General features: G+C 37.6%; 16 protein-coding genes. 4 read left to right on the forward strand and 12 right to left on the reverse strand.

The window, feature by feature from the left end; all coding sequences use genetic code 11:
* Nucleotides 1-9 precede the first annotated feature (9 nt).
* The 5 genes from CSEC_RS07875 to CSEC_RS07895 all read right to left on the reverse strand — a co-directional run bounded on the left by CSEC_RS07875 (nt 10) and on the right by CSEC_RS07895 (nt 6,735).
* Nucleotides 10-1,071: an NAD-dependent epimerase/dehydratase family protein gene (locus CSEC_RS07875; RefSeq protein ID WP_041017898.1), complete on the reverse strand. Its 1,062-nt coding sequence runs from the start codon at nt 1,069-1,071 to the stop codon at nt 10-12.
* Nucleotides 1,072-1,074: 3 nt separating this feature from the next.
* A complete protein-coding gene (locus tag CSEC_RS07880; RefSeq protein WP_041017899.1) occupies nt 1,075-2,010 on the reverse strand; it encodes an NAD-dependent epimerase/dehydratase family protein in 936 nt (311 codons plus the stop codon).
* An 8-nt stretch (nt 2,011-2,018) separates the two neighbouring features.
* Nucleotides 2,019-4,007, reverse strand: coding sequence for an asparagine synthase (glutamine-hydrolyzing) (asnB, locus tag CSEC_RS07885; protein ID WP_053331900.1), 1,989 nt, complete (start codon nt 4,005-4,007; stop codon nt 2,019-2,021).
* Nucleotides 4,008-4,107: 100 nt separating this feature from the next.
* Nucleotides 4,108-5,340: a multicopper oxidase family protein gene (locus tag CSEC_RS07890; protein ID WP_041017900.1), complete on the reverse strand. Its 1,233-nt coding sequence runs from the start codon at nt 5,338-5,340 to the stop codon at nt 4,108-4,110.
* A complete protein-coding gene (locus CSEC_RS07895; RefSeq protein ID WP_053331901.1) occupies nt 5,341-6,735 on the reverse strand; it encodes a TolC family protein in 1,395 nt (464 codons plus the stop codon).
* Between the two features lie 103 nt (nt 6,736-6,838).
* Here CSEC_RS07895 and CSEC_RS07900 point away from each other — a divergent pair, with 103 nt between their 5' ends.
* A complete protein-coding gene (locus CSEC_RS07900) occupies nt 6,839-7,555 on the forward strand; it encodes a class I SAM-dependent methyltransferase (protein WP_053331902.1) in 717 nt (238 codons plus the stop codon).
* Between the two features lie 11 nt (nt 7,556-7,566).
* On the opposite strand, the gene CSEC_RS07905 is transcribed toward CSEC_RS07900, so the two are convergent.
* Genes CSEC_RS07905 through CSEC_RS07915 form a run of 3 tightly spaced genes read right to left on the reverse strand, consistent with a single transcriptional unit; the run spans nt 7,567 to nt 11,496 of the window.
* Nucleotides 7,567-9,009 (reverse strand): lipopolysaccharide biosynthesis protein, encoded by a 1,443-nt coding sequence (locus CSEC_RS07905; protein WP_041017901.1) that lies wholly within the window; start codon nt 9,007-9,009, stop codon nt 7,567-7,569.
* A complete protein-coding gene (locus CSEC_RS07910) occupies nt 8,999-10,279 on the reverse strand; it encodes a hypothetical protein (RefSeq protein ID WP_041017902.1) in 1,281 nt (426 codons plus the stop codon). Before CSEC_RS07910 ends, CSEC_RS07905 begins: the two co-directional genes overlap by 11 nt.
* On the reverse strand, nt 10,276-11,496 hold the full coding sequence (locus CSEC_RS07915) for a glycosyltransferase (protein WP_053331903.1): 1,221 nt from the start codon (nt 11,494-11,496) through the stop codon (nt 10,276-10,278). Before CSEC_RS07915 ends, CSEC_RS07910 begins: the two co-directional genes overlap by 4 nt.
* A gap of 130 nt (nt 11,497-11,626) precedes the next feature.
* Here CSEC_RS07915 and CSEC_RS07920 point away from each other — a divergent pair, with 130 nt between their 5' ends.
* A complete protein-coding gene (locus tag CSEC_RS07920; RefSeq protein WP_053331904.1) occupies nt 11,627-12,463 on the forward strand; it encodes a DUF6492 family protein in 837 nt (278 codons plus the stop codon).
* Between the two features lie 224 nt (nt 12,464-12,687).
* Here CSEC_RS07920 and CSEC_RS07925 read toward each other — a convergent pair whose 3' ends face one another.
* Together CSEC_RS07925 and CSEC_RS07930 are read right to left on the reverse strand one after the other, a co-directional pair.
* A complete protein-coding gene (locus CSEC_RS07925) occupies nt 12,688-13,527 on the reverse strand; it encodes a hypothetical protein (RefSeq protein WP_041017903.1) in 840 nt (279 codons plus the stop codon).
* A gap of 76 nt (nt 13,528-13,603) precedes the next feature.
* Nucleotides 13,604-14,212 carry an HAD-IB family hydrolase gene (locus CSEC_RS07930; protein ID WP_041017904.1) on the reverse strand — a complete coding sequence of 203 codons (609 nt, stop codon included), beginning with the start codon at nt 14,210-14,212 and terminating at the stop codon, nt 13,604-13,606.
* A gap of 72 nt (nt 14,213-14,284) precedes the next feature.
* Here CSEC_RS07930 and CSEC_RS07935 point away from each other — a divergent pair, with 72 nt between their 5' ends.
* Nucleotides 14,285-15,235, forward strand: a complete 951-nt coding sequence (locus CSEC_RS07935) for an NAD-dependent epimerase/dehydratase family protein (RefSeq protein WP_041017905.1) — start codon at nt 14,285-14,287, stop codon at nt 15,233-15,235.
* A 93-nt stretch (nt 15,236-15,328) separates the two neighbouring features.
* Nucleotides 15,329-16,015: a hypothetical protein gene (locus tag CSEC_RS07940; RefSeq protein WP_041017906.1), complete on the forward strand. Its 687-nt coding sequence runs from the start codon at nt 15,329-15,331 to the stop codon at nt 16,013-16,015.
* Nucleotides 16,016-16,034: 19 nt separating this feature from the next.
* Here the strand turns inward: CSEC_RS07940 and CSEC_RS07945 are convergent, their stop codons facing one another.
* Both CSEC_RS07945 and hemF read right to left on the reverse strand, forming a co-directional pair.
* The gene (locus tag CSEC_RS07945) at nt 16,035-17,051 is read right to left on the reverse strand and encodes a hypothetical protein (protein ID WP_041017907.1); all 1,017 of its coding nucleotides are present in this window, start codon (nt 17,049-17,051) and stop codon (nt 16,035-16,037) included.
* Nucleotides 17,052-17,113: 62 nt separating this feature from the next.
* Nucleotides 17,114-17,905, reverse strand: a complete 792-nt coding sequence (hemF, locus tag CSEC_RS07950) for an oxygen-dependent coproporphyrinogen oxidase (protein WP_041017908.1) — start codon at nt 17,903-17,905, stop codon at nt 17,114-17,116.
* Between the last annotated feature and the right edge of the window lie 221 nt (nt 17,906-18,126).

Consider the following 18,126-nt stretch of genomic DNA (forward strand, 5'->3'; position numbering starts at 1 on the left):
TTACCTGCCTTACAGCTGAGCTAATGATAAATAGGCATTAAGTTCGGGCATATGGTTAAGATGCTTTCTCATCGTTTTTTCAATTTTATCAAAATTTTCATGAAACCAGTCAATAGTTTCTTTTAAGCCTGCAGTAAGAGAGGTTTTTGCTTTAAATTCAAGGTCCCGATATGATTTTTGAGAGCATCCAAACCGTTTAATGGAAGTGTCCCATTCTCTTTTTGGCAAAAATAGCAAGGGGGTTTTATTTTCTGTCAGCTCATTAATGAGAGCGGCCAATTCTAAGATAGTAACTTCTTGACCGCTTGCAAGATTGTAGGCTTCATTTGGAGATCCCCTGAATGCTAAAGCGAGAAGTCCTTCTACGATGTCTTTAACGAAAATAAAGTCCCTGGAGGATTCACCGCCATTCTCTAAAGGCAAACTTTCTCCTTTGATAGCTTTATAAATAAAAGTTGGAACTACATTTCTCCAGACGGTGGCTTTTGTCCCTCGCCACTTTCCTGCCCCTAAAATTTCTCTTGGCCCGAATACGTTTTGAAATCTAGCCCGAACAATTTTTAAACCATGCTGCTTATAATAATACTTGGCATAGAATTCGCCGAGCACCTTGGAAATAGAATAAGGGCTGTCCATATCTAAAGAAACCACATCCTTTTCAAGGGTCGCTTTTGCTTCATAAGTATTTTTATCGCTAACCGCGCAGCCGGCTCCTGAATATACAATTTTTTTTAGTTGTTTAAACGATTTTACATGTTCAAAAAGCTTAAGGGTTGTAAGCGCATTGTTTTGATGGTCTTCAAGAGGATTAGCAATCGAGCTTTGATTGCCATGATAGCAAGCCAGATGAAAGATATAATCAAATTGATCTTCAATTTCCTTTAGGATGGAATCGTCGGCAATAGACCCTTCAAGGATTTGAAGTTTGGGATGATCCGGAAGTTCTTCTTTTTCACTCGATAAAAAATTATCGACCACAACAATTGAAGATACATCCTTTCGAGAGAGCAGTTCTAAAACGAGGTTAGAGCCGACAAAGCCGGCTCCTCCTGTAATCAAAAAAGAATCCATGAGTTAAGAAACCGGCTTTAAGTGAGTGTAGGTTTGCGTGATGCCATATTGTTCGTACCAACAGATGGCTTTTGAAACCCCAACATTTAGAGGTGTTTTAACTTTCCAATGGAAATCTGTATTGGTTTTACTCGGATCGATTAGAAGGGTTTCGACATCATCGGGATTTCTTGGTTTTATTTCGACTTCTTTTTCAAGCGTGATATTTAAACTTGCTAAAGTTTCATCAAAAAGCTCTTTTATGGAATAATCAGAGCCGCTTGAAATATGGTAATACCCTCTATGGCCTTCACCCATTACAGCTTTAAAGACAACGTCAATTAAATCGTCAATAAAAATAAAATCACGTCTTGTATCGGCAATAAAGCAAGGTTTTCCGGTTGTCAAACGATGATAAAAAGTCGGTAAAGGACCGCTTAAATTTCTTGGACCGTAAGCGTTGGCTAGTCTAAAGGAGATAAAATCAAGTCCTGAAAGTTCAATGTATTGTTCACCGCACGTTTTGCTTATAGAATAGCTAGATCCTCTTGAGTCGATCGGGTGATTAAGCGTAATAGGATTTTCTTTCGGTTTTAGGCCATAGCAAAGGGCTGTTTGAAAATAGATGATCCTTTCTATTTCAAGCTTCATGGAGGCCTTAACAACATTGATTGTGCCAATAACATTGCTATAGGCATCTTCTTCCCAGTTAGCCGGGTCTTTATAGGAGGCGGCTGCGTGAACGACAACATCCGGTCTAAAGCATTCAAAAGCTTTATCGACAAGATTTTTATCGGCAATAGTGCCTTCTATAATGGTTAGATTGGCATGCGGCTCAAGATTATCTTTACGGCCGGTTAAGTAATTATCAATGACAAGTACTTGATGGCCGTTCATTAGCAATCTATCGCAAAGATGCGAGCCGATAAAACCGGCGCCGCCTGTAATTAAAACTTTCATTGGTAACCTCAGGATAAAATTAAAACGGAATCTTGCTTTTGAAAAGCAGCTTCATGTTGAATAGACTTTTGCTTAGCAGAAGAAATAAATAATTCTTTTTTTTCTCTATGAGTGTCTGAAAATATTTTGAGCCAAAGCTCAAGACATGCAATTCCCCACACTTTACGGCCGAATTTGGACTCGGTATTAAGATTTTCAAGCACAGCTTTCTGATCAAAAAATCCCCGTTCCTTAAAAGACTTGCTTGAGAAAAGATCATGAATAAAAGGCTTTAAATCTTTTTTAAGCCATTCATTTAAAGGCACAGGAAAACCCATCTTATTTTTTCTTTCAGACACTTCTTGAGGAAGCCAGTGGCGCATCGATTCAATTAAAATTCTTTTTAAACTGCCATCTTTGAATTTAATGTTGGAGGGCATCGTAGCTGCAAATTCGACAAGCGGATGATCAAGAAAAGGAACTCTTGATTCTACCCCATGGGCCATGCTCATTCTATCTTCAACATGAAGCAACGCCGGAAGCAAAGTTTTAAAATCAAAATGGGTCATTTTATCAAAATAGGATTCTTTACCGACATTACTGCCGTGAAAGATTTCGATAAAATTTTCAAAGGGGGAGTAGCTTCCAAGCTCGTTCCAAAGAATTTCATTTTTAAATTCCGAAGAGCGATCAATCAATCTAAAATAGCGTTTATCTAGAGATTCAAATAGCCCTTCTTTAAAAAAGTGTTTTAAAAGCGGTTTATAGTTTTGCAAGGCGGCAAGATTTGGGATAATCGATTCGTAGGTGACAATAAAGTTGCCAAGATGAGTTGTCCCTTCGATGGCTGATTTTATGCACTGTTCAAAATAAGCAATCAAATAGCGAGTATAACCGCCAAAAATTTCATCTCCTCCCTGTCCCCCAAGAAGGACTTTTCTTGATTGCGAAGCCATTTTCGAGACATGGTACTGGGGAAAAGCGCCCGGACCTGCCACCGGAAAGTCGAGATGGTATAAAATAGTTTCTATGGAGTCGACAAAATCCTGGCTTGTGAGAGTGAGAAGATTAAGCTTAAAATTCCATTTTTTAGAAATTGATTCAGCGTAAAAAGATTCATCATATTCTTCGCCTTCATCAAATCTTCCCGAGAAACCCATAAAGGATTTTCCATCGCGCTCAAGAAAATGAGAAGCGACAGCTGAGATAATGCCGGAATCGGTGCCCCCGCTTACATAGCCGCCAATTGGCACATCGCTTTTAAGATGGGCCTTAATGGAGTCTTCAATTAAGTGCTGCAATTTATTATTGAAATATTTTTCGGTGTGGTCAAAATCAAGATGGTAATAAACTTCCCAATAACTCTCTCTTTTGATTTTGCCGCTTTTTTCAATAATTAGAGTGTGGGCTGGGTCAAGCTCTTCAATCCCTTTTATCAAAGTGCGCTTTCCGAGACAAAATTGAAAAACGAAATAATCTTTAAGCGCATCGTAATCGATTTTAAATTCGGGCAGGAAGGGGATTAGGGTTTTTACTTCCGAGGCAAAAATAAAACAATTATCTACAAGAGTATAATAAAAAGGCTTGATTCCGAATCGATCCCTTGCGGCAAATAGCGTTTGTTTTTTTTCATCCCAAATTGCAAAAGCGAACATTCCTCTAAATTTCTGGACGCACTTAGAACCCCATTTTTCGTAGCTTGCTAAAATAACTTCTGTATCTGAGCGGGTTTTAAATGGATAGCCTTTAAGTTCTTCTCTTAACTCTTCGAAATTATAAATTTCGCCATTATAAGTGATAACATTTGAAAAGCAGTCTTGCATGGGTTGAATGCTTTTTTCAAGATCGATGATAGAAAGCCTTTGATGGGAAAAGCCGATAAAGCCTTCTCTATGCCTCCAAATTCCTTTGCCATCAGGTCCCCGATGCCTTTGAATGCGATTCATCTCTTCAAGATACCCATTTAATAAAGGAATCTTTTGATGATCTTGCTCTAATACACCGCCAATACCACACATAATGCTACTTCTATCTCCTTATGGGATGATACCTTACAATAGAAACGAAATATCATTCAAAGGCTAAATTTCGTAAGGCCTACAAACTTTGATTGGAAAATTAAGGAGAACTCTGCATCCAGGAGCATGGCTTTTTATCGATTGACATTGGGATGGCTTCGGCTTGAGTGCCGCTTGGATTTTCATACCAGCCCGGATCGTCATAGGAGGTTAAATTTTCTCTTACTTTAAGAATGGTAAACATTCCATTAAGTTCAATGACCCCATGAGGGCCCGGGCTTCCAATAGGAGCGATATTTTCGGGGGTTGGCATAGTCAAATGATCGTGGCTTCCGAACATTTGAAACATTTCACCCATGCCATTGACTCCCATCAAGCCCGTAAAATTTGGAAAAAATTTTTTTATCTTCTCTTCCAATCCTTTTTTATTAAGGCCTAAAATGTTAGGAAGGTTATGCTGCATTTGATTCATGGTATGATGAGATTTATGGCAATGAAGAGCCCAATCTCCCGGATTATCTGCAATAAATTCGATATCTCTTGTCTCGCCCGGCGAGACGGTAACTGTTACTTGTGAGTCTTGGACTTGTTCAGCAATTCGTTTTCCCCCCTTTCGAGTTACGTTAAATTCATAGCCATGCAGATGAATCGGATGAGAATCCATCATGGCATTTGCAAAGCGAATGCGTATTTTTTCTCCTTTTTTTGCTACAAGAGGCTCTATTTTGGGGTAAAGGATGCTATTAAAAGTAAAGAGATTGAAATCGAACATCTCAAAGGGCATCGGGGTTTTTTGCCCGATTGGAATTTTCCATTCATGAAGAAAGATGGCAAAATCGCGATCCACCGGAAAATTATCTTCTTTTGGATGAATAATAAAAAAACCTTCCATGCCCATCGCTATTTGAGTCATTTCATCGGCATGAGGGTGGTACATGAAGGTTCCATTTTGAACAAGTGTGAATTCGTATTTAAAAGTTTCTCCGGGCTGAATCCCTCTTTGATTTAAGCCGACGACTCCATCCATCCCATTTGGCAATATAAGCCCGTGCCAGTGCACGGTTGTCGGCTCATTAAGATGGTTGGTCACCAAAATTCGAACGCGATCCCCTTCATAGGCTTCTATGGTAGGGCCGGGGGTCGAGCCATTATACCCCCAGCAATTTACAAAAAATCCCGGCGCAAATTCTTTAGTAATCGGCTCTGCTATTAAATGAAATACTTTGACCTCTCCATCCATTACAAAAGGCAGGCTTCGATTGTTAGGGGTAATTATAGAGCCATTTAATTGAAAACTTATTATTAAAAAAATAAAGAGATAAAAAGATCTCATCTAAAGGCCTCCATCTAAAAAGGGAGCTTTATTTTTATTTAGAATCAAATAGAGATTTCCACCTATCGCTTTATCAAGAGAAACCCTTGAATCCCAGTAGCTGCCAAGAACTTGGGTGTAATCTTTCCATAATTTAAGCTCTTCAATTTTTTTTTCTAATAGCTCATCAATACCAAGGCTCATGATATTATATCTTTCTTCACCAAGAGAAACGATTTGATTTACGAGAGGTAAAAAGATTCCTCGATAGCTGTTAATTTGATCAAGTTTGATTAAGAGGAGATGATGCGCTTCGCGAACTTCGGAGAGGACTTTTATTTCAAGCTCCTTTAACTCATCTTCAGCTTGCCTTAAAGATGCGTATAACCTTTGTCTTTCGGCTTGGCCATAATTAAAAATAGGAATATCCAGAACGATGGCCGGTCCAAAAACATGCGTTCCATCGGTATCTATTTCCTGAGCCACCCCAAGCCGTCCTTGAGTGTATACCCACCATCTTTTTAACCCAAGGCTTTGAGATAAGTAAATCACTTCATAACGAAGAGCTTGTAAATCCAACCTTTCTTGAAAAGCAAGAGCTTCAAGACACTCTAATGAAAGCCCCTGGTAGTCGACTTCTTCAAACTCAAGTGAAAGATTCAAGGATTTTTCCTCGCAAAAACCAAGAAGCCGATTTAGTTGTTCCTTTAGTGAAATAATTTCTAATCCGAGATGAGAAATTTCAATTTCAGCTTCATAAAAAGGGGCATGTCTTTTAGCAACACTTAATAAATAGGTGTCGCCAACCCTGTATTGCCTGTCGGCAATTTCCATTCGGATAGAAGAGAGCTCCCGGATAGTTTCTAAAAATCTTAAGGCCTGCTCTTTTGTCTGAAGCTTGTAAAAGCAATCCGATACTTCAAAGGCAATCTGCTGAATCTCATGAGTGATTTTTAACTTAACTTTTTGAAGATCGACGCTTGCCAATTTTATTCGCAAAGGCCTTAAAAGAATATCGACAATGCTTTGAGTTAAAGACCATTCAAGGTTAGTATACAAATCCTTTTTTCTTGGGTATTTTATCAAAAGATCGAGGGCCGGGTTTGAGAGAAGATAGGATTCAAATAAGTCTGCTTTAGCCATGCCGACCTCTTCAAGAAGAGCTTGTATGCGAGGGCTATTTAATAAAGCAATTTGTATAACGTTATCAATTTTTAAAGGGTCTTCCGCAAGATGAGCAAGATACTCCTCCAATGAATAATAGCTATTCGGGTTTCTTTGCCAAAAGACATCTTTACCAAGGGACTCTTCAATAACCTGATGAACCTCCACTCCCTGATTGCAAGGCCTGTAACAGCCATAAGAGAAGGCAGAAAAAAGGATGAAAAGAAAAAGTCTTTTAAGTTTTGCTATCATTTATTGGCAGGGCATCAGCTTTTTTTCTAATAAGTTATAAAAAATAAACTTTACTTTTTTTAAAAGAAGTCTTTAAAGAAAACATAAGTCAAACGAGGTTATCATGACATTTTTATCAAAAAAAATACTTAACGTTGGTTTTCTTATTACTATAGCTTTGACTTATCGGGTAGCACTTTTTTGCGATGAGAGTGAAGATGCTTTTTCCAAAATTTATAAACATAAAGTTTGGGGTACCAATGAAGAGGGTGAAGCTCATTCAGGCGGAGGATCCACACTCTCTAACACGATAGTCTATAGAGCTTTTTTGCAAAATTTCTTGAAAGAATATGGCATTAAATCGGTTGTAGATGCAGGTTGCGGAGATTGGGAATTTTCTAAAACGATTGATTGGACAGGAATTGAATACACAGGGTGTGATGTCGTTAAATCTGTCATTCAAAATAATAAAAGAAAATATGGGAAGGGAAACATCCGCTTTCTTCATATAGATGCCACCCAAAGCACTCTTCCAAAAGGGGAATTGCTGATATGTAAGGATGTATTACAGCACCTTTCCAATGCTCTTGTCACAAAATTTCTTCTTAATACCTGTCATTTCAGGTATTGCTTAATCACAAATGATGTCGATGAAAAGACATTAACCGCGGATAATGTGGATATCCCGGTCGGCTCTTCAAGATTAATTGATTTGACAAAGCCGCCTTTTAATCTTAATGGCTCAAAAGTTTTAACTTATCGAACCTCTTGCGGCATGAAGCAGATCCTCTTTCTTCAAAATGGCTTTGAAAAAAAAAGAAGCTTGAAGAGAAAAAGTTAAGCCAATGGTCTTCAAGATAAAGCAACAGGCGAAAGGGAAGGTTCTTTATTTTCTTTAACCGCTTGGTAAATAAAGAAGTAAAAAAGAGCGTTTAAAACAAAACCAAAAGCTATTTGGATAGCCTTTCCCTCAATTGGAAAAAAGGTCAGGCTTATTCCTACTGCAAAAGGTATAATGGTTTTAAAAAGAGGACGGCTTTCAATTTTTAAAGGTAAAATTTTCAAAGAAAAACAAAAGGTTGCCGTAATTAAAAAAAGAAAACCCAAAAGTGTGGCAAGCGCGGCACCAAACGCTCCATAAAAAGGAATAAAAAAGTAGGCAAAAAAGCAAGAGCTAAGACCGCTTAGAAACTCAACTGTAACTTGAAGAAAGTTCTTCTTCTGCAAAATAAAAGAGCTTGAGCCAATCAGGTAAACTCCCCAAAGCGATTGGGCCAAGGCTAAAAATCCGATGAGGGGAGCAGTATTTGAAAATTCTTTACTCAACATGAGTGCGGTTGTAGGTTTTGCAAAGGCAAAGAAAGGGAAAGACAAAGCAAAGCTTGCTATCAGCGCTTTTACAATTAAAGGTCCAAGTATTTCAGAAGCTTCCTCTTTTTTTAATGAAAGGCGGCTTAGGCAAGCCGGCCAAGCACTTGCAAAACCGAAGATAATAATGTCGATGGGTTTTGCTAAATTTTGGGCCATAAAAAATAGACCCGTTTCACTTAAAGAGGTTTGTTTCTCCAAGATAAAGCGACTTGCGCTTGTTAATAGGAAGTAGCCCGCAAAGCCAAAAATGTAGGGTGTGCCTTGTTTTAAAAGTGGAGGCAATAATTTAAGATCCACTTTTTTTATTAAATAGGTAAGGCCATAGAGCAAATAAAATAGGAGGCCGATAATTTGAGAGATGAAAGGCCCTAAAAGACAGCTTATGACTCCTAATTGCATCACTTTTAAAAAGTAAAGGGTAAAGCCTAAAGAAAGAAAAAGATCTAAAATTGAAAAAGAAAACGCTGTAAAAGCTCTTTCTTCAAGCCTTAAATAAAGGTTAAAAGGGCCTGAGATTACAATAATTGAGAGTGAAGCAAGAGAAAGGAGCATTAGGGGCTCATTTTCTTTTGAACCAAGAAGCTTTTCTGAAAGAGGGGACGCGGCAAAAAAACCTAAACCCAATAGAAACAAATTATAAAGGCATAAGAAAAGAAAGGTTGTCCAAATTAATCCATGCTGGGAGGCTTTTTCTGGGTATAGACGATAATCTCTTGAAAGGGGAACGCTGTAACCCAAAGAAAAAAAACTTGTCAATAATTGGGTTAAAGCTGCAAGTATCCCCAAAATTCCATAGTCTTTTGCCGTGAGCGCGCTTGTCATGACGGGCAGCAAAAAAAAAGAAACGACCCTTGAAATAATCGATCCACCTGAATAAATGAAGGTATTTTTAATAAGCCTTCCTAAATTAAATTCAAGATTCATGGGATCGATTTCTCATTAGTTTTATTTTAGTTTCTATTGTTTTCGGGACTAAATGTTTTATCTTTTTCCAAAAGCGAAATTCTAAAGGAATGCGTTTTTTTAAAAAGTTATCCCTGAATTTATTAAGCATCAAAATTAGGGGTTTTTTGGGGCTTTCTTTTTTAACCTCGCATTCTTTTATAACTTTTTTAACAAATGAAGATAAACAATATTTTTTACTTAGAACAATATCCTTAAAGGCTGTTTCAGTAAGTGTTTTTCGATAATTTTCATCTTTAAATGAAATTAAAGCTTCTTCGACATTGCTAAAATCTTCTTTTATAGGGATGTAATGGATATGGGGTTTTAAAATGCCTGAGTAATCCCCTTCGACAAGGAGTTGACAGGTTTTTGTGGCGCATGCTTCTAGATGTCTTGGCGAGAGGGCTTTTAAGTTTAAATTGCCATCTATCTCGGAAAAACAGTGGGCTTTAACAGTGTTAAAGTCTGCTTTTGGATTTTTTTGAGTAAATTGGCTCACTTTTTTTTCTAAGCTCCCATCGAAATCCAGGATGCTGCTTCCGCCTTCAACTCCGGCAACGGCTTTACAGCTCAGCATAAATCGATACCAATCTAAACCGCTTAACATTTCTTGCTCTTCTCCAACAAGCTTGATGGAGGTTTTTAAACCTGTAGCTTGTTCAGCCTTCCTTAAGCGCTTGCCTATTTCATTCTTTAATTGGCCTTGCTTTCCGAGCGTATGGGGAACATGTGAAGCTCTATACCCAATGTCTATTTCTCGATTTATATTTTCCGTTTCCAGTTTTTTTAAAGTTTCTAGAATTTGATCATCAAGATAGCCTGTGAGGACTTTATGAATTTTGACTTTCTTAGGGTCTACGTCCGGGTAAATTTTAGGCCACTCACTCTCTTCGGCGACTGAAAAAATATGATCTACTGCAAAGTCGGATACGAATCGGTTGATGTAGTTCATTCGAATAAACTCATCCTGGCAAAGAATCGCTTTTTTAGCAGGATAATCTTTCAAAGGCATGAGTCTTTTGAGGTAAATGTCATAAGGCAAATTATTCCATCTAAACTGGGCGGAAAAAAAGTTATGGAATAAGATGAGATCGAAAGAAACGGCGCTTAAATACTTGGGCAAGCCAAAAGCGTAATTGCAATAATAAATGGAGTGTTCGCTATACTTGCCAAAACATTCCAAGTATTCCTTTATTGCTTGTCTTAAGGGTTGCGGGGCATAGTAATCATAAATCAGGAGAACATTCATGAAGGGCTTTTGGTTAAAAGGTTTTCATATAAATTAAGGTGGCGGTTTACAAACGTTTGAACCCCAAAGCGCTGTTTTGCCTCTTGTTCTATAGCCTCCTGATCAAAGAAATCAATATTTTTTTGACAATCGATCATCGCGTGGATAAGCTCTTCTTTCTTTTCCGGATTTACTAAATAGCCATTCGCTTTGGTCACGAAATCTTTTGGACCTCCCTTTAAAGTCGCAACAACCGGAAGTCCTGTGGCTAAGGCCTCAATATAGGCTACTCCAAAGGATTCCGCAAGACTTGGTAAAACAAAGGCATGGCTTTTAGAAAGGGCCTCTCGAACCCCTTCTCTTGTCGCTTGTCCGCATAAACGGACATGGCCGGTTAAATTTAATGATTGGATTTCACTTTGCAGCTGTTTTCTTAAAGGACCGTCTCCATAAATCGATAAACAGGTTTTGGGAGATGTTTTAACGACTTGGCTAAAGCTTTTTAAAAGAAAGGAAAGGTTTTTATCTTGAGTTAGATGGGAAACAGAAATCCAATGAAAGTTATCTTTTGGTTTTTCCTTTCTTTGTTTGAAGAAATCAGTATCCACGCAATTAGGCATAATATCAAATTTATGGTCTTGATTTGGTAGATAGTGTTTTTTCAAAACCGCGCTAATAGCGTTTGAAACAGAAAGAATTTTAGATGATTTTTCAAAAACCTCTTTTAAAATAGGGGTTGTCCAGCAAGTATCAATCGGGGATAAGGCGATTCCTTTTAAAAATTCGCCTAAATGCTCTGTAATTATAAAAGGAATGGAATAGGCATCGGATAAAGATTTCGCCGCGAAAGCACCCCAGAAAGCGCTTTGGGCATGAATTAAATCAGGCTTGCCAAATTTCTTGATGTAGCTTTGAAATAAGCTAAAAGAAGCTTTAATAAAAGCTTCTTTTTGTTTTTTGATTTGTTTTGGATAAAGATTCCAGCCATGGAAGAAAACCATTTCTAAAGCGTCTTCACGGCAAAAAGATTTTTGGAAATGATTATCTATAAGGTTAATTCCATTAAATTCCCGAAGCCGTCGAAGATCCGGATAGATCATGCGAATTTTTAGGCCATGATTTGAAAGCGCTTTAAGCTGCTCTTTAAAGAAAATGCCATTTAAAGGGTGGGCAGAAGTTGGGAACCAAGAGGGCAGCCAAAGGATATGCATAGGCTTTAATACCTTAAAATCAATCATGATAGCTTGAAAAAATCTTTAAGACAATCAAATGTGCTTAGCTTTTTTTAAAGCATATAAACCAAAAAAAATTATAATGTGCCCCATCAAAAATTATAATCGCACCCATTCTTAAAGCAAGAGAGAGATTATGAACTCCGTAAAATTTCTTCTTATTTCTTTAGCTTTCTTTTCCTTAAACTTTTGCGAAGCGGGACCTTGCATTGATGTCGTTATACCTTGTGTCAAAGGGGATTTGGAGATTCTTCCTTTTTGCATTAAAGGCATAAGAAAAAATGTGAAAGCAGCGAATCGAATCATTATTATTTCAAAAGAAAAATTAACAGATGATGCCGAATGGGTTCCGGAATCAAATTTCCCCTTCTCCAAAGAAGATGTCGCGATGCACTTGACAACAGATGAAGATTCTCGACGAAAATTATTAGACAAGGGCGGGCGGGCAGGCTGGTATTTGCAGCAGCTTTTAAAACTCTATGCGCCCTTTGTCATCGACGGAATTTCAGAAAATGTCCTTATCGTGGATGCGGATACTGTTTTTTTAAACCCTGTTACCTTTTTAGGAAATGACGGCTTAGGGCTTTATGATTTTGGCAACGAAAAACACCCGCCCTATTTTGACCATATGCAGCGGCTTTTGCCCGCTTTAAAAAAGGTTGATCCTAAAAAATCCGGGATTGTGCATCACATGCTTTTTCAAAAAAAATATTTAAAAGAATTGTTTGAAAAAGTCGAAGCCCGGCATCACCTTCCTTTTTGGAAAGCTTTTTGCTCTCAAGTTGCCCCGCAAGATCTTTTTTTCTCCGGGGCTTCAGAGTATGAAATTTATTTTAATTTTATGCTTTCTAAAAAAGGGTCTCGAATGATTCGCCCTCTAAAGCACCTTAATGTTTCTTCTATAAAAAATTTGGAGAAATATAAAAAGGAAGGGTATCACTATGTCTCTTGCCACTATTATCTCAGAGATTAAAGCCTTACGCTTCTGGTAGAAAGGAAAGACAGAAAAACGCCGGTTATAAAAAAATTTTAAACCGGCGTTTATAGAATTTAGTTAGGTAGCTTAGTGATGACGAAATAGACCTACAACTTGATCATGAGGCATATCTTGGTGGAAATAACCGCTTACAAAGTTAAATTCATAACCGGGCGTCGTTTCTAATTTTTTTAAAAGAGTTGAAGGTACTTGTTTTAGGGTTATATTTTAAACTCACCGTAAATAGTAAAAAAATCAGGAAGCACATCTTTCGGCTCTGAAACTTCAGTTTGATTATTAAAATTGCCTACAAGTTCCCAATTTGAATAGTGTACTGCATCTTCCTTGCGAATATCGTTTGATTTATTGATGACGCATAGACCCACAACCTGATCTTCAGGCATATCTTGAGAGAAATAGCTGCTTACAAAGTTTAGATCATAACCGGGTGCCTTCTCTAATTTTTTGAAAAGAGTGTAGGGCATGTGGTTGAGGGTTATAGAGTCGAAACCAGGGCAACAAGTGAAAAGATGAGAAAGTGCTTCTTCCGGCACTGAAATTGCAGCTTGGTCTTTTAAAATACTTACGAGTTCCCAATTTGAATAGTGTACTGCATCTTCCGGGGGGATATCGTTTGATTTATTGATGACGCATAGACCCACAAGATGCTCTTGAGGCATATCTGCTTGGAAATAGCTGCTAACAAAGTTTAGATCATAACCGGTCGCATTCTCTAATTTTTTGTAAAGGGTGTATGGCACTTGTTTTAGGGTTATAGAGTCAGAATTAGGGCAACATGTGAAAAGATGAGAAAGCGCTTCTTCGGTATCTGAAGCATCGGTTTGGTCTTTTAAAATGCTTAAAAGTTCCCAATTAGAATAGGGTGCTACATCTCCCATGAGAGTATCGTTCTCTTCTTTTATTACTTCTTCTTTGATTTCATCAGAGTACGCTTCAACTTGATCAAAATCACTCTCATCTTCCCCTTTTACATAACTTTGAAATGTAGGGTATTGCACTCTTGGGCTTTCCCCAGAAAAATATGAATTTTGAAATTGCATGGTGGTGCCTTTTTGTTTATTAAATAGTAATGTTATTATTAAGTTTTTATAGTTTAACAAAGTTAATATAATTAACTCAATTAAACTTTTTATAATATGAATAGTTTGCTTTATTAAGGAGGGCTTGATCACCCTTGCTGTCTCCGTAAGCGTAAAGTATCACGGAAGAAGGGTCTTGTTGAATTGCGTTAAATAATTTTTTTACTTTTTCTTCACCCCAGCAGTTTTGTCCAAGGAGGGTTCCTTTAACTCGCCCTTGTTCATCATAATCCAGCTTAGATGAAATAACCCCTTCAAAACCTTTTTCTTTGGCCCAAGGCGTAAGGTAGCAGTCAATAGAGGCGCTGACTATAAATAAACGGTGGCCCTGAGAGGCGTGCCAAGAAATTTTTTCCAAAGCCTCTTTTTTTACAAGGGAAGGCAGCTTACTTCTAGCATAAGATTCCCCAAGGAGCTGCATCTCTTCTTTCGTTTTACCTTTAAAAAAGGAAGTTAAAATTTTTTCTTTGGTTTTCTGCCTAGAATAGAGGCCTAATACAAAAAGAAGAAAGTAGGGGGCGAGAAGGGATAATTTTAAAAGAGTGACACTTATATTATTTGAAAAAAAAAGAAGAGGCAGCAAGCTGTCCCTTGTTGTGATCGTTCCATCAAAATCAAAAGCTGCAATCGTTTCTTTTGGGTTCATAAAATAAGGACCTTTATTAAATTACTAAGAATTTTTATTATGAGTTCTTCTTAAACGAATGTAAGATATTATATGAGTAAAAAAGTTTTAATAACAGGTGCCGCGGGATTTATTGGTTTTCATCTAGCTAAAGCTCTTCTAAAAAAAGGGGATGAGGTTTTGGGTTTTGATAACTTTAACCCTTACTATTCTGTTAAGTTAAAAAAAGAGAGGGTTAAAAATATTCCCGAATTAAAAGTTATTGAAGGGGATTTAAAAGACCAAAATAAGCTTAAAGGGCTTGTTGATAATTTTTCTCCGACTCATATCGTTCATCTTGCAGCTCAAGCAGGAGTTAGAGCCTCCCTTGAAAACCCGACTCTCTATGTGGAATCTAATATACAGGGATTTTTGAACGTTCTTGAAATTCTTAAATTAAAGCCTAGCGTCAAATTAATTTATGCCTCTTCATCTTCTGTTTATGGCACCCAAACAAAAGAACCGTTTTCAGAAAAAGATAATCTTGAAACACAAGCTAGTTTTTATGGGGTGACTAAAAAATGCAATGAGCTCATGGCGGCAACCTATCATCATCTTTATGGCATCCCCGTTTGCGGGCTTCGTTTTTTTACAGTATATGGACCTTTTGGCAGACCCGATATGGCCTACTATGGCTTTGCAAAAGATATTTTTAGCGGGAAACCGATTGAGCTTTATAATGACGGAAATATGAAACGCGATTTTACCTATATCGATGATATTATCGAGGGAACTCTTTCCGCCATAGACTATCCTTTTAAAAATGAAATTTTTAATCTCGGAAATAATGAGCCGACCTCATTAAATCAGTTTATCGATTTTTTAGAAGAGGCACTTGGCAAAAAAGCGATTAGGGAACTAAAACCGATGCAGAAAGGCGATGTCCTTTCAACTTACGCGGATATTGAAAAAAGTTCGCGTCTTTTAGGGTTTAAACCAAAAATAAAATTGGCAGAGGGTCTCAAACGATTTGCCGACTGGTTTAAAAGTTATGAAGATAAATGAATTTGAGAATTTTATTATTTTCATTTTTGTGATACTTTAAATAGATCCTTTTGATATAAAGAATTTTTGTTCCGTGACAATTCAGGTTTTCGCATGAAAAAGCTTTTTCCTATGATATTAGCTCTTGTTTTATCGGGTTGCTGTGGATCGACCGCAATCGATAGTTTTTCTGTTTGCGATGATCACGAGTCGCCTTGGCCTCTTGACTTAGACCAAGAGGATTGCGGCTATGTTGACGGAACGGAGATGACAAAAATAGTGATCTCCTACGCGGCTGAATTAAAGAGAAAGCACCGGCTGGAGCTCGAAGACTCAAGAATTTACTACGATACCAAGATTAATAAGCTTCGCTTGGATTTTTATTCTCAAGCGGTCATAGAACTTTGCGAAGCAAGACAGGTTCTTGTCGATATTGTGGATGGCTATTTAGAGAGAATCAACAGCAACTCCATTTTAAGTTTCCAAATGGATCCAAGACCATTTGATTATAAAAATATCGAAGTGCACATTACTTACGGCGCTTACCACATTTTATATGTAGACCCTTATTACATTGCTCACGTAACCTTGGAAGACGGTATCGCTTGGTACTTGGATGGTGAACTGGATGATAAAATGTCAGATTACTGGATGAAGCGTATCGAAAGCTATCCTAAAACTCGGGAAATTGCTCTTATTGACAGAGAAGTTAAACGTCTTGAAGAAGAAGAGAAAAGAGAGGCTCTACGTTTAAAACGCGAGAGATCCGGTCTCAAAGAACAGTATATCCTTAGCGATTAGACTTCTGAAGAATTAAATTTTATCCTAAGACAATCTCACCGTCAAAATGAGAAGAAATGGTCTTTTTTAGATCCCCCACTCGTCCTTGAACAAATTCGTTAATGCAATTGATAGAGGAATTTAAGCTTTCTTTATTGGATTCATTTTTATCTTTCATAGCGCTTAGGAATAAACCATGGATGCTATTGATTTTTGTCTCATCAATCAGAGCTTTTATTTTTCTTGAAAGATCTTTTTCAGGGATGCCTTCATTTGGTTTTTCAACCATTTCAAAATCAAACTCTAAATCGTTTGCGCTTGGGTCAATTTTTAGTTTGAATTCTTGTCCGGTCTCATTATCAGGTTTTTCAGATTTGTCAACCTCTTTGCCTTTTATATCTTCTTCATTCTCTGTTAGATCTTGAGGAAGGGAGACAACGCTTTCCGGGGTACCCACGCTTAATGTTTCGGGGTTTCCAACTGCTTTCTTTTTTTCTTCTTTTTCTCTTTTTCTTTTTGCTTTTTGTTTGGCCAGCTCCAAAGCTATTTTTCTATTTTCCTCAAGCTTAAAGTCCGTATCGATGAGTTGTTGTATCTCATTACAAAAGGATACGACATGCGTTTTGGCATAGGTATTTGCAAGAGCCTCTAAACCCATTTTTGAAATTTTATAAATTTCATCCATTTTTTCATTGCTACCGACAGGGTACCATTTTAAAGCGAGAGCGAATTCGTCTTTGATCGCCGATAAATAATCTCTTCCCGCCCCTGCAGATGGGTCTAAATAATAATACCAAGTTCGAGCGATCTTTGTTAAAACTCCCGGCTCCTGATATTCAAGGGCATTCGGTACAAAAATCAACTTTGTTTTATGAGGTTTAAAATGAAGAAGAGCGATTTGAACAACCGTAATGAAAGGAGATCGGAGGATGTCTGTATTTAGGGGTTTGATAGACTGATGGCTCGATTTTTCTTGGCTGTAGTAACCTGAAACAACGCTTAGTATAGCGCCAGTGCCATTGCAAATTGTTCCTAGAATAGTTCCCTCACCCAACATAAAAGATCCCTCTATACTTGAATCACAATACTCTCATTCATAAACGGTTCCACTTTCTTTGTCTACCATTTTACAAGCGGGGGCATGGAGGAAAGAATCGCTTTTGGATTTCCCTTAGAGAGAAAGCCAAAACGGGTCCCTCTATCGTAAAGTAAATTGAACTCAACATAATGAGACCTCATTTCTAGCTGGAGCTCTCTATCTTCTTCTTGATAGCTCATCCCGATTCTCCTTCTTAGGATCGGCATAATAGCGTCTAAAAAAGTTTGGCCAAGAGAGGTGACAAGCTTAAACCCTTCTTCAAAGCTTGGATAAAAGTGATCAAAAAATAGACCGCCAACGCCTCTTTCTTTCTTTCTATGAGGGATATAAAAGTACTCCTCGGCATTTTTGGAAAAAAGCGGGTAGTAGGACGGATCCAATTCATCTAGAGTTTTCTTCGCGACGCCATGAAAGTGTTCTTTGTCTTCATTAAAGGGAAATCCCATAGGGGTTAAGTCATAACCTCCTCCAAACCAGGATTTTTCTTTCGTTTCAAGAAAGCGAAGATTCATGTGAACTGTTGGGGCTTTCGGATTTTTCATATGCGTAATTAAACTAATACCCGTGGCGTAAAAAGCGCCTTCTCTTTCATCTAAGGGAAAATGAGGGCCGGCAACGGCTGAAAAATTAACTGCCGCTTTTTCAAAAACAGACCCTCTTAAAAGGGATATTTCCCCTCCGCCTTCCTGTTCATAATTCCAAGGCTCTTTATGAAAACGTTCAGAGGGTTCTAGCTCTTCGAAAGAATGAATGATTTTATCCCTTAAGGATAAAAAATATTGAGACGCGGCCTCTCTTTTCTCTCTTGTCATTTTCAAAGTCCTTCCTAAATTGTTTCCAAAGCGTTGGCTAAATTTTTCTAAAAGATTACTCCATCTTGAAAAAAACTATCCTTCTTTTTTTTATTCTTCTTTAAGCTGCCTAATTTTAAGGAAATGCCCTTTATGATCCAAAAGAAAAAAAATCTTCTTTTGAAAAGGGTAAAGACATTTAGATCCTTTGACCATTATCACGCTAAGAATTAGAATTTCAT

The sequence above is a fragment of the Criblamydia sequanensis CRIB-18 genome (assembly GCF_000750955.1).
GTDB classification, from domain to species: Bacteria; Chlamydiota; Chlamydiia; order Chlamydiales; family Criblamydiaceae; genus Criblamydia; species Criblamydia sequanensis.

Excerpts from the sequence above, each read along its gene's own strand:
- CSEC_RS07875 (WP_041017898.1), bottom strand. The coding sequence starts at position 1,071 with ATGGATTCTTTTTTGATTACAGGAGGAGCCGGCTTTGTCGGCTCTAAC.
- CSEC_RS07880 (WP_041017899.1), bottom strand. The coding sequence starts at position 2,010 with ATGAAAGTTTTAATTACAGGCGGCGCCGGTTTTATCGGCTCGCATCTT.
- asnB (WP_053331900.1), bottom strand. The coding sequence starts at position 4,007 with ATGTGTGGTATTGGCGGTGTATTAGAGCAAGATCATCAAAAGATTCCT.
- CSEC_RS07890 (WP_041017900.1), bottom strand. The coding sequence starts at position 5,340 with ATGAGATCTTTTTATCTCTTTATTTTTTTAATAATAAGTTTTCAATTA.
- CSEC_RS07895 (WP_053331901.1), bottom strand. The coding sequence starts at position 6,735 with ATGATAGCAAAACTTAAAAGACTTTTTCTTTTCATCCTTTTTTCTGCC.
- CSEC_RS07900 (WP_053331902.1), top strand. The coding sequence starts at position 6,839 with ATGACATTTTTATCAAAAAAAATACTTAACGTTGGTTTTCTTATTACT.
- CSEC_RS07905 (WP_041017901.1), bottom strand. The coding sequence starts at position 9,009 with ATGAATCTTGAATTTAATTTAGGAAGGCTTATTAAAAATACCTTCATT.
- CSEC_RS07910 (WP_041017902.1), bottom strand. The coding sequence starts at position 10,279 with ATGAATGTTCTCCTGATTTATGATTACTATGCCCCGCAACCCTTAAGA.
- CSEC_RS07915 (WP_053331903.1), bottom strand. The coding sequence starts at position 11,496 with ATGATTGATTTTAAGGTATTAAAGCCTATGCATATCCTTTGGCTGCCC.
- CSEC_RS07920 (WP_053331904.1), top strand. The coding sequence starts at position 11,627 with ATGAACTCCGTAAAATTTCTTCTTATTTCTTTAGCTTTCTTTTCCTTA.
- CSEC_RS07925 (WP_041017903.1), bottom strand. The coding sequence starts at position 13,527 with ATGCAATTTCAAAATTCATATTTTTCTGGGGAAAGCCCAAGAGTGCAA.
- CSEC_RS07930 (WP_041017904.1), bottom strand. The coding sequence starts at position 14,212 with ATGAACCCAAAAGAAACGATTGCAGCTTTTGATTTTGATGGAACGATC.
- CSEC_RS07935 (WP_041017905.1), top strand. The coding sequence starts at position 14,285 with ATGAGTAAAAAAGTTTTAATAACAGGTGCCGCGGGATTTATTGGTTTT.
- CSEC_RS07940 (WP_041017906.1), top strand. The coding sequence starts at position 15,329 with ATGAAAAAGCTTTTTCCTATGATATTAGCTCTTGTTTTATCGGGTTGC.
- CSEC_RS07945 (WP_041017907.1), bottom strand. The coding sequence starts at position 17,051 with ATGTTGGGTGAGGGAACTATTCTAGGAACAATTTGCAATGGCACTGGC.
- hemF (WP_041017908.1), bottom strand. The coding sequence starts at position 17,905 with ATGACAAGAGAGAAAAGAGAGGCCGCGTCTCAATATTTTTTATCCTTA.